11 protein-coding genes and 1 pseudogene are annotated in these 10,839 nt (G+C 65.2%); 6 read left to right on the top strand and 6 right to left on the bottom strand.

Features of this window, described 5'->3' with window-relative positions; translation table 11 throughout:
• Window positions 1-183, bottom strand: a 183-nt coding sequence (locus BN1233_RS49045) for a hypothetical protein (protein WP_048708852.1), incomplete at its 3' end; no start/stop codon positions are given.
• Between the two features lie 529 nt (window positions 184-712).
• On the bottom strand, window positions 713-1,414 hold the full coding sequence (locus BN1233_RS02440) for an HAD hydrolase-like protein (RefSeq protein WP_048708854.1): 702 nt from the start codon (window positions 1,412-1,414) through the stop codon (window positions 713-715).
• Between the two features lie 191 nt (window positions 1,415-1,605).
• Between BN1233_RS02440 and BN1233_RS02435 the strand changes: the two genes are divergently transcribed.
• Entirely contained in the window at window positions 1,606-2,016 is a 411-nt protein-coding gene (locus BN1233_RS02435) for a DoxX family protein (RefSeq protein WP_046861860.1), read from the top strand.
• Window positions 2,017-2,161: 145 nt separating this feature from the next.
• Here the strand turns inward: BN1233_RS02435 and BN1233_RS02430 are convergent, their stop codons facing one another.
• Complete coding sequence (locus BN1233_RS02430; RefSeq protein WP_046861859.1) at window positions 2,162-2,398, bottom strand: hypothetical protein; 237 nt, start codon at window positions 2,396-2,398, stop codon at window positions 2,162-2,164.
• 197 nt (window positions 2,399-2,595) lie between these two features.
• Between BN1233_RS02430 and BN1233_RS02425 the strand changes: the two genes are divergently transcribed.
• Window positions 2,596-4,689, top strand: a complete 2,094-nt coding sequence (locus BN1233_RS02425) for a carbon starvation CstA family protein (protein WP_046861858.1) — start codon at window positions 2,596-2,598, stop codon at window positions 4,687-4,689.
• An 11-nt stretch (window positions 4,690-4,700) separates the two neighbouring features.
• Window positions 4,701-4,928, top strand: coding sequence for a YbdD/YjiX family protein (locus tag BN1233_RS02420; RefSeq protein ID WP_074078242.1), 228 nt, complete (start codon window positions 4,701-4,703; stop codon window positions 4,926-4,928).
• Between the two features lie 10 nt (window positions 4,929-4,938).
• On the opposite strand, the gene BN1233_RS02415 is transcribed toward BN1233_RS02420, so the two are convergent.
• Window positions 4,939-6,522 carry a hypothetical protein gene (locus BN1233_RS02415; RefSeq protein WP_048708856.1) on the bottom strand — a complete coding sequence of 528 codons (1,584 nt, stop codon included), beginning with the start codon at window positions 6,520-6,522 and terminating at the stop codon, window positions 4,939-4,941.
• 162 nt (window positions 6,523-6,684) lie between these two features.
• Between BN1233_RS02415 and BN1233_RS02410 the strand changes: the two genes are divergently transcribed.
• Both BN1233_RS02410 and BN1233_RS44420 read left to right on the top strand, forming a co-directional pair.
• Window positions 6,685-7,074: a hypothetical protein gene (locus tag BN1233_RS02410; protein WP_046861856.1), complete on the top strand. Its 390-nt coding sequence runs from the start codon at window positions 6,685-6,687 to the stop codon at window positions 7,072-7,074.
• A gap of 496 nt (window positions 7,075-7,570) precedes the next feature.
• Window positions 7,571-7,690, top strand: a pseudogene (locus BN1233_RS44420) (VOC family protein); the annotation flags it as partial.
• Between the two features lie 42 nt (window positions 7,691-7,732).
• On the opposite strand, the gene BN1233_RS02405 reads toward BN1233_RS44420, so the two are convergent.
• Window positions 7,733-8,050: a TFIIB-type zinc ribbon-containing protein gene (locus BN1233_RS02405; RefSeq protein ID WP_244470850.1), complete on the bottom strand. Its 318-nt coding sequence runs from the start codon at window positions 8,048-8,050 to the stop codon at window positions 7,733-7,735.
• 176 nt (window positions 8,051-8,226) lie between these two features.
• Here BN1233_RS02405 and BN1233_RS02400 point away from each other — a divergent pair, with 176 nt between their 5' ends.
• On the top strand, window positions 8,227-9,243 hold the full coding sequence (locus BN1233_RS02400; RefSeq protein ID WP_074078241.1) for a S1C family serine protease: 1,017 nt from the start codon (window positions 8,227-8,229) through the stop codon (window positions 9,241-9,243).
• A 36-nt stretch (window positions 9,244-9,279) separates the two neighbouring features.
• Here BN1233_RS02400 and BN1233_RS02395 read toward each other — a convergent pair whose 3' ends face one another.
• Entirely contained in the window at window positions 9,280-10,719 is a 1,440-nt protein-coding gene (locus tag BN1233_RS02395; RefSeq protein WP_046861855.1) for a L,D-transpeptidase family protein, read from the bottom strand.
• Window positions 10,720-10,839: the final 120 nt, after the last annotated feature.

Below are 10,839 nucleotides of genomic sequence, written 5' to 3'. Positions count from 1 at the left end.
AGCGGCTCCGAGGGCTGCCGCCGTGCCAACCAGTGCGGGAGCAAGCCAGCGGCGGGAGCCAGCCCCTGTCGCCGGCTCAGGGGGAGCACCGCGCAGGTCGAACCGACCGTCCGCGCCAAGACCATTCGTCAGACCGCGAGGCTCATGCCCCTCACGGCCAGCTTCGGTTTCCAAGTTGCGCATGCTCACTCTCCATCACGACCGCGGCGACAACGCTTCGGACCGGAATGGGTTGCTGCATCGCACAATACAGATCGTCGCAGCGGCTCTGCACACTTTGGACGTGTGATGGGGATCGGCGTTTCAGCACTGGAGATATAGCGGCAGGTGATTGCCTTCGAAAGGCTGCACACACCAATCGGAGCAATGGTACTGCAGCTCGAGCTGGCGAGTTCCAGGATGCGGCAGATCCAGAGGTTCCATCTGCTTTCCGGAGTGCTCGTGCCGTTTCCACGGCCCTTTCCGTCCTTGCAGGCCGCGGACAAAGTGATTCATCTTGAGGCGGCGGCCTGGATTGCTTCACTGCGTTCGCAATGACGGTGAGGGTGTGAGGGCGCGAGGAGCACGGCCGGGAGCGGAAGCAAACTCCTGAAACACTGCCGTCCTTGCGAGCCGCAGGCGAAGCAATCTACCCATCGACGGATGCGCCGCTGGATTGCTCCGCTCCGCTCGCTATGACCGTGGAGAACAGTGTCCCGCACACGAGGCGCCATCAGCGACGCGCATCCGCACTCGCGCGCATGACATCGCCCACATGCGCCAGGAGATCATCGGGTGACGGGCAGACGCTCGTTGCTCTAGCCTCTGCGAGTTCATCAGCATCGCCATATCCCCATAGCGCTCCGATGGCTGCAATTCCATGACGAGAAGCGGCCAGCATGTCGCTTGCACGATCACCGATCATGACCGTGCGATGCGGATCGATCTGCTCCACGCTGATGATGTGGTCGATCAGGATTCCCTTGTCATCGAACCGGCCTTCGAGATCCGCGCCATAGATGCGCTCGAACGGATGTGCGAGACCGACATGCTCGATGATTCGCTCCGCGAAGCCGAATGGTTTCGACGTGCACACGAACAGGCGGACCGGCATGGCGGCAAGAGCTGCAATCGCTTCGCGCATGCCGGGATACACCGCACAGTCGAACAGCCCGTTCGCCTCGTAATGCGAACGATAGAGTTGCACGGCCTCCTCGAGATCGTGATCCGGCCCGACGAACTTCGCAAACGAGCGCCGGGAGGGTGGGCCGACGACCCAGGTCAGTTCCGAAGCCGGCGGGCACGGGAGGCCCATGCACCGCAAGGCATGCTGATACGAGCCAATGATTCCCGGCGCGGAATCGACAATGGTGCCATCGAGATCGAGCAGAACGGAAAACACGAAAACTCCCATTCGGAGAAAGCGGCGCGACATGAAACCCGCCTCTTGCCGCCTGTGCACCGAAGGGTCAATCAGCTGTCCCGCAGTAAGCATCCCGGCAGGACCCCAGCCCGCTCTTCGCCGCGTCGTAACCTCTTCCTAACCGGACTCGCGTTTCTCTGGCCGTCGCAGCCGGACAGGCTGCAGGATCGACCGGGAGCCAGGGCCAGAACGGGAGAGATGTCGTGCTAAATCGCAGCGAGGATTGGGCCTTGCTCCTGGGCCGCCTGTTCGTGGCGGCCCTGTTCCTGCCATCGGGCTTCAACAAGCTGATGACCTTTTCGACCTTCGCGGCTTCGCTCGCCTCGAAAGGTGTGCCCTATGCGGAGTTCGTGGCTGCGGTCTTGACCGCCGCCGAGTTCCTGGGTCCGATCGCCCTAGTCATCGGCCTCTGGCCGCGCTGGACGGCACTGGCGCTCATCGGATTCACCGCTGCCACGCTCTGGCTGACACACCGCAACGCCGGGATCGGCGTGGTCTTCCGTCCCCGGCAGAACGGGCAGTTCTACCAGACGCTCGCGATCATCGGCGGCCTGCTGTTCTATTTTGCGAGCGGGCCGGGAGGCTTGAGCCGCACCAGTCTGCGGCGGGGCTGAACGGCGCTTCCGACGGGGCTTCGCGAATTCCTGCACGGCCGCTCCGATCCGGTGCAGGGCAGGAGCGAGACACGCATAAAAAAAGCCCCGCCGAAGCGGGGCTCGTGCGGGTGAGCCGTGTTGCAGCCGGCTCACCGTCGATCGACTACTTCGCCGGGATGTATTCCTTTGAGGGAGCGCCGACCTCCGTCTTCTCGCCGGCCTTTTTGGCATCACGCATCAGGTTGCTCACGACCTCGTCACGCTTGCTTTCGCGCTCCTTGGACGGGGTCGTCGTGCCGGCCTTCCTGCGCTCGTCGGATGCGTATGACCTTCTCTCGTAGCACATGATGTCCTCCATGCTGTTCGGGGAGGACATGGTCAACGGGAGCCGGATCGTCATGGTTCCGGAGGGTCCTCATCATGGCCGAGGACGAACGGCCAAGATTGGCGTACAGGAAGCCGGGCAGTCTCGGGCCTGAACTGCGCTTCCACATTTCAACCGCAACCGAAATGCCAATGCGAACTCCAAGTTCCTGGCCGCGTTGATTCAGGTTGTCAGGACAAGAATGCCCGGGGCCGCTCGCGAAGGATGCCGCCATGGCCGCTGCTGTTCGCTCCCACATCGTCTGGGTCCTCGTCGGGATATTGGGTGCATTCGCCTTGGCCCTCGTTGCCGTCGAACGGGGCGAGCACGTCAACGCGCTCTGGATCGTGGTCGCGGCCGTGGCCGTCTACCTGATCGCCTACCGGTATTACTCGCTCTTCATCGCGAACCGCGTCATGCAGCTCGATCCGACGCGCGCGACCCCGGCCGTCCGCCACAATGACGGGCTCGATTACGTCCCGACGAATCGCTACGTGCTGTTCGGCCACCACTTTGCGGCGATCGCCGGAGCAGGCCCCCTCGTCGGGCCGGTGCTGGCGGCCCAGATGGGCTACCTGCCCGGTATGATGTGGATCCTCGCCGGAGTCGTGCTCGCGGGCGCGGTGCAGGACTTCATGGTCCTGTTCGTTTCGATGCGCCGGGATGGCCGTTCCCTGGGCGAGCTGATCCGGTCGGAACTCGGGCCGGTGCCGGGCGTCATCGCGCTCTTCGGCACCTTCATGATCATGGTGATCATCCTGGCCGTGCTGGCCCTGATCGTCGTGAAAGCCCTGGCCGAGAGCCCGTGGGGCACCTTCACGGTCGCGGCCACGATCCCGATCGCCATCTTCATGGGCCTCTACCTCCGCTACATCCGCCCGGGCGCCATCGGGGAGGTGTCGGTCGTCGGCTTCGTGCTGCTGATGCTGGCCATCGTCTTCGGCCAGACCATCGCGGAGAGCCCGACCTGGGGGCCAGCCTTCACGTTCACGGGCGTCCAGCTCTGCTGGCTCCTCATCGCCTACGGGTTCATCGCCTCGATCCTGCCGGTCTGGCTGCTCCTGGCGCCGCGGGATTACCTCTCGACCTTCCTCAAGATTGGCGCCATCGCCGCGCTCGCGCTCGGCATCGTGATCGTTGCACCGGATCTGAAGATGCCCGCCGTCACGCGCTTCGTCGACGGAACGGGCCCGGTCTGGTCCGGCGCCCTGTTCCCGTTCCTGTTCATCACGATCGCCTGCGGCGCCGTCTCGGGCTTCCACAGCCTGATCTCGTCCGGGACCACGCCGAAGCTCATCGACAACGAGGTGAACGCCCGCTTCATCGGCTATGGCGGCATGCTGATGGAGTCGTTCGTCGCCATCATGGCGCTCGTCGCGGCGAGCATCATCCAGCCGGGCGTCTATTTCACCATGAACAGCCCCGGCGCCCAGATCGGAACCACCGCCGAGAGCGCCGCGGCGAAGGTCACCGAATGGGGCTTCCCCGTGACCGCGCAGGAGATCGAGGAGACGGCGCAGGACGTCGGCGAGCACACCATCATCTCCCGCACCGGCGGTGCGCCGACGCTCGCGGTCGGCATGGCGCACATCTTCTCGTCCTTCATCGGCGGCAAGGCCATGATGGCCTTCTGGTATCACTTCGCGATCCTGTTCGAGGCCCTGTTCATCCTCACGGCCGTGGATGCCGGGACACGCGCCGGGCGCTTCATGCTGCAGGACCTCCTGGGGTTCTTCGCGCCGGGCCTCGCCAACACGACGTCCTGGGGTTCGAGTATCCTCGCGACGGCCCTCTGTGTCGGCGCGTGGGGATACTTCCTCTATCAGGGCGTCACGGATCCGCTCGGCGGCGTGAATACGCTCTGGCCGTTGTTCGGCATCTCGAACCAGATGCTGGCCGCGGTCGCCCTCGTCCTGTGCACCGTGGTGATCTTCCGGATGAAGCGCGAGCGCTACGCCTGGGTGACGATCCTGCCGGCGCTGTGGCTCGTCATCTGCACGCTCACGGCCGGCCTGCAGAAGATCTTCCATCCGGATCCAACCATCGGCTTCCTGTCGCACGCCAACCGGTTCTCGAGCGCGCTGGCGCAAGGCCAGGTGCTGGCGCCGGCCAAGGATGCGGGGCAGATGAGCCAGATCATCTGGAACGACCGCATCGACGCGGCGCTGTCGGTGTTGTTCGTGCTCGTCGTCGCGAGCATCGTCTATTACGGCATCCGATCCTGCCTAGAGGCCTATCGCGCCGACAAATGGACGGCTCTGGAAACGCCGGTCGTCAGGATGCCGTTCGACGACGAGGCTGCCGCCGCAGTCTCCGCCATGCGGTGAGGAGGATCGCGATGTCTCCCGAAATGTCCTCCGACCTTCGCGAGCGCTGGGCCACATTTGCCAAATGCGTCTGCCAGGGAGCCCGCCTGATGGTGGGCCTTCCCGACTACGAGACCTATGTCGAGCACATGCAGCGCATGCATCCGGATGAGCCGATCATGACCTATCCGGAATTCTTCCGGGAACGGCAGGACGCCCGCTACGGCGCTGGCGCCCGCAACGGATTCCGGTGCTGTTGATCGCGCTCCGTCAGCTTGCTCGCCTGATGGCATAGAACTGAAAGGCGCGCCCGTTGTGCACGATCCGGAGCCGGTCCGGCGCCGGATTGGCCGACTCGTCGGGATCGGTACCGAGCACGATCAGGTAGTCGTAATTCAGGAGCCAACGGTCCCAGTAAGTGGGCCCTCCCGGCGCCGGCTCTGCTGCTGCGGCCATGACGCGGCTGACGGTCGGCGTGTCGCCGTCCTGCGTATCGACATGGTCCCTAACTCCGGGGCGCGCATGCAGGACCTGCTTGCCCGGAACCACGAAGAGGCGTGAGACCAGGGCCGAGCGCTCGATCACCGCCAGGGTGGGCGCATGAGAGAGTGCTGCTCCGACGGCCGTGGCGGTCGCCGGGTCATCGGACTGCGTCACCAGGAGCCGCGACCCGAACGGCATTCTCCGGACCGTGTCGCGGAGCTCGAGGATCGCCTGGGAGGTAGAGGCCCAGTTCACCGACACGTCGACGACGCGAAACGCGATCGACGCCAAGCACAGCGCGAAGAACAGATTGCTGATCCCGAGACCGCGCAGATCCACCGAGGCGAAGCCGAGGGTGATGAAGAAGATCCCCACCACGAGGCGCTGGTCCGCCATCCACGACCCGAAGGCGAGACGTGGCATGGCGAGGAACGCGCCGGAGAGCACGATCAGCACCAGAAGGCCCGCCGGATGGAAGTGAACCACGCCGCGCCTTACGCCGAAATAGACGGCGGCTCCGGCAAGGATGAGGAGCGGGATATCCGACAGGTCGGAATAGACCGTCAGGAAGGTGGTGACGGCTTCGAGCTTGCCCTGCGACTCCCACTCGAAGGCCGGGGCCAGTGACCAGGTCGGGCTCTGCACCAGGAGCCAGAGGAACGGCAGCGCCGGCAGCACCAGGGCCGCAAGGCTGAGCGCAACCGAGCGCCCGTCGAGCCGGCGCGATGCTCCCAGGCGCCATGCCTCATAGGCCCCTATGGCGAGCCCATAGAGGCCGAGCGCCGACAGATGGCAGACATAGAGCGCGGCGCAGAAGGCGAGGCTCGCCGCGATCCGGAACATCGTCGGCCGCTCGGAGAGCATGATCCAGACGGCCGTGCCCCAGACCGCCAGTCCGACGCCGAACAGGTAGTTCATCAATCCGGTGAAGAGGAACCCGTTATAGACGAAGAGCCCGCCGACGAGCGGCCAGGCCGACCAGCGCCCGTGCACGGCGCGGTGCAGGACGAGCGGGCCCGTGAGCATGAGGAGCAGCACCAGGGCGAGGAAGATCCGGCCGGCTGCGTAGATCCCCACCAGAGAAACCAGAGGCGGCACCACGAGATCCATGATCAGATTCGGGATGGGAGCCCACTCGACCTCATAGAATTGGGAGAGGCCAGAGTTCCCGCGCAGGCTCGCGAGCGCGAACATCCGCGCCAGGTGATTGGGATAGTCTTCCAGCGGCGGCACCAGCGTGTACAGCAGCGGCAGGACGACCACGGCGGCGACCAGAATCGTCTGGCCGGCGACGACGCTCGGTCGCTCGAGATCCGCCCAGAGTGGAAAAACTCTGATCGCGCGAGAGGTCGGCGAATCCATGCGAGTCATGTTCCCTGTTCCATGCTCGTGAGCCATGTTTGCCGCTGTCGTGCCTCGCTGACAAGCTGGCCGTCCGTGAGTGGATTCTCTCTCCAAGGACCCGCTCGTGCAGAGGAGCCCGAAACTGCCGCCCGGGAGAAGAGTTACTGCATTACTCTCGAGGAGGACATCATGCGCTGGCTCGGCTCCGTCATCCTGGTCCTGGCATTCTGTACAGTCGCGGAGGCCCGGGAGCCTCTGGCGAAACCGATGGCGCGCACGCCATCCATCATGGTGGGAGGCGAAACGGCGACACCGTCGAGAGACGTGGAGCGGCGGCGCGCTGCGCGGCCTCAGGCGAGCCGAACGAAACGCAGCCAGGCCTCACGGGTTCGTCCCGGGACCATCCCGCGGGCGAGCACGATCTACGAATCGAACACGGGCGCAATCAACCGCTCGATCGGTCAGCAACAACAGCAGCTCCAGTTCGAGCAGCGCCAGCAGATCGACACCAATCTGTTCCGGCAGGAGATCCAGCGCAGCCCCACGCTCGGCTGCGGTCCGGGTTCACTCCGGTGCTGACTCTCATGAAGGATGCTTCACGGCGCAATTGCGGATTCAGTCGGAGGCTGTGACCCACTCCGTCACTGCGAGCTGCGGGCGAGGCGAACCATCCGTCGACGGGTAGATTGCTTCACTTCGTTCGCAATGACGAAGTGGGCGCAAGGGCGGGCAGTGCAGGGCCGGAACCGGAGTCGCGCCGGACCCACGGCCGTCCTTGTGGTCTGGCGTCATCAGGCCCGCCGCGGACTCACTGCGTCATTGCGAACCGCAGGCGCGATGCACCACCCGTCCCATTGCACTCCCGTCCTTGCGAGCCGGAGGCGAAGCAATCTACCCCTCGACGGATGCGCCGCGGGATTGCTTCACTGCGTTCGCAATGACGAGGAGGGCATGAGAGATCGTGGTGGAAGGATCCTGCCACTGGTCAAATAATTCTCCATGCACTGTCGGAATACTCACACCACCTTCGTCCTTGATGTGTTCGGGGGTTCATCAAGCCCAGCAAAGACAAGCCGTGTCGAAGATCTCCCCCTGCCTGTGGTTCGACGGCGAGGCCGAGGAGGCCGCGCAATTCTATGTCTCGCTCCTCCCGAATTCACGAATCGATCGCGTGCAGAGGAACGTGATCGACGGTAGAGCGTCGGCCGCATAGGCGACCCGCAGCCTCGACCATCGATCAGTCGAAATCGAACAGCTCTCCCAGAAACGATTTGCGCTTCTTGTGGCGTAGATCGTGCTGATGCCGCGGATCGTAGTGCGACTGCCGTGGGTCGTAATGCGTCTGAGGATAGTGCGGCTGAGGGGCGGCCTGCGGCTGCGGCTGGATGAAGGATGGCTGCGGCGCGGCCGCCGCGGAGCGCTCGATGATCTTGTCGAGCTCGCCACGATCCAGCCACACGCCGCGGCATTTCGGACAATAATCGATCTCGATGCCCTGGCGGTCGGTCATGACCAGATCGGAGCCGTCGATGGGACACTTCATGCGGTTCTCCATTTTATTATCCCTTCGGCGGACGCTTGCCCTGAAGGAAGGTGTGCCCCCTCAGATCGGCTCTGAAAGTGTCCCTCGCAAGGCGTGCTGGGTTCCCTGAGGGTTATCACGGGCCCTTCAGCTTTGATCGGCCGCACCCCACATGAGGATGTTACTTCGTTTCATCTTGTGTATTGACCATGCTCGATCCCGGTCCCGTTCTCATCCTTGGTCCTCACGAGGATTCCCATCCTGGCCTCCACCACGACCTCTCCGGGTCTTCGGACGGCGCGCTGCTCGATGCTTATTCGGAGACCGTCACGCGCGTCGTCGATCGGGTCGGCCCCACCGTGGTCCGGGTCGAGCCGCACTCCGGCGGGCGCGCCGTCGGGATCGGCTCGGGCGTCATCGTTTCCCCGGACGGACTGGTTCTCACCAACAGCCATGTAGTGCAGGGCGGGCGTGACGCGCGCCTCGTGACAGCCGATGGCCGAAGGATCGAGGCGCGCGTGCTGGGCGACGACCCCGATACCGACCTCGCGCTTCTGCGGGCCATGAGCGATGGGCTGCCTTTCGCGCGCCTCGGCGATTCCAAGCAGCTCAAGCGCGGTCAGATCGCCATCGCGATCGGCAACCCGCTCGGCTTCGAGTCGACCGTGACGGCCGGCGTCGTGTCGGCGCTCGGCCGCTCGCTCCGCGGCCGCACGGGTCGGCTCATAGAAGACGTGATCCAGACCGATGCGGCGCTCAATCCCGGCAATTCCGGGGGTCCGCTTGTCTCGACGAGCGGAGAAGTGATCGGCATCAACACTGCGGTGATCGCGGGGGCGCAGGGCCTCTGCTTCGCGGTGGCAAGCAACACGGCGGGCTTCGTCGTCTCCGAGTTGATCAGGCACGGGCGCGTGCGACGCGCCTCGATCGGGGTTGCGGGCCAGACCGTGCCGCTGCCACGGCGGGTCGCCCATGCGGCCGGGCTCATGAGCCGTTCAGGCGTAGTGATCGCCTCCGTGGAGGCCGACACACCGGCAGCCAGGGCCGGCCTCGAGCCGGGCGACATGATCCTCACGCTCGACGGTGAGCCGATTACGGGCGTCGACGATCTGGTGCGCGTGCTGAATGGCGAGAGGATCGGCAAACCGCTGCCTCTCGACGTGCTCAGGCGCGGCGGCATGCGCCAACTCACCGTTACGCCAACGGAACGTCGGCAGGCCAAGTAGCAGCCCAGCCGGCAGTTCCGGGGCGTCGTGCGAAGCTCACGTCTTCTGACGTTTCGTCCCGATCGAGGACGTCGCCGGCACGTCGAGATCCGGATCGGACATCGGATCGGTTTTCGGAGCATCGAGGCCGTAGACATCGTCACGGAAATGCACGACTCCGTCCGCGGTCGCATAGCCAGTCAGATAGACCCAGGCGACCGGCACGGGCTTTTCGAGGCGAATGTCCTGCCGCGCGCCGGTTGCGGTCGCGGCCTCGATTCCAGCCCCGGTCCATGATCCATCGGGGCCATTCGTTCCGCGCAGCAGCCACTCCGCGAAATCGCGCACGTCGGCCACGCGCACGCAGCCTGAGGAATGAAAGCGGGCCGTCTCGGCGAAGAGCCGTTTCTTCGGCGTGTCGTGCAGGTAGACGGCATGCTTGTTCGGCATGTCGATGCGCATTTCGCCGAGCGAGTTGCCGGCTCCGGGATCCTGCCGCAGCGTGTAATTGACTGCGCTCTCCGTCGCCCAGTCGAGCGTCCGCGGATCGACCTCCTGTCCCTTCCCGTCGAGGATGCGGATCTTCATCTTCGCGAGGTACTCGGGATCCTTGCGCATCTGCGGGATGATGTCCTTCCTGATGAGGGACACCGGGACTGTCCAGGTCGGGTTGAGGTTGATCGCGGTGATGCGCGTCTCGACCACTGGCGAGGGCCGGTCCGCCTTGCCGACCACTGCCACATAGCGGCGCACGACCTGTCCGTTCTCCACCGCCTCCACCGTCGCGGAGGGGATGTTCACGATTACGTGGCGCTCGCCGAAGGGCAGCTTCGAGCCGGCGAGCATTAGGCGCTGCGCCGAGGCCGAAATCTGGCGGTGGCGCGTCGCGGCCGGCACGTTCAGGGCGGCCAGCGTCCTCGACCGCATCGCGCCCGATTCCGGCAATCCGTGGCGCGCCTGGAAGCGTTTGACGGCTGCGGCGAGGCCAGCATCGAAGACGGGATCGCCCGTCATGTCCGAGGGCAGATCGCCCTCTGCGGCTAGCCGCTGCCGAAGGAGGATGACGAGCGGCCCCTTGTCACCGAGCTTCAGGACCGTGCCGTCCGGAAGCGTCGGCCAGCCGCCGGCCTCAGCGATTCCCTTGTAGATAGAGGCGGCTCGCATCGTGTTGATGAAGGTGTTCGCGTCGAGGGTCGGGCGAGGATCCTGCGAGACGGTCGCGATCGGAGGGGGAACCGGGAGCGGCTTCGCGGCTGCGGGCTGCGCTACTGCCGCCGAAACCGCAGCCGCACCGGAGGGCGGGGTCGCAGGGACTGCCTTTGCTGCGGTCGACGGTTCGGGGGCATCGGGCGCAACGCGGGACGACACCGGTGGCCTGGGAGGCGGCTGAGGCGGAGCGGGCTGCGCGAGGCTCGATTCCGCCGGCGGGGCTGCCGCCGCATTGAGGACGTTTGCGCAGGAGAGGAGTCCTGCCGCGAGGATGAGAGAGGGGCGCATCGCGTATCCGTTCGTCAGCCGGAATCATGGCTGACGAACGGTTGACGAAACGCTGCAAAAGCAGCGCGCCGTCCACCAGGAGTTACCGGTGTCGCAGCCCTCGAACGTCTCGCCGTGGAC

It is taken from the genome of Microvirga massiliensis (genome assembly GCF_001006805.1).
GTDB lineage: Bacteria > Pseudomonadota > Alphaproteobacteria > Rhizobiales > Beijerinckiaceae > Microvirga > Microvirga massiliensis.
This window is presented reverse-complemented; position numbering and strand designations above follow the sequence as displayed.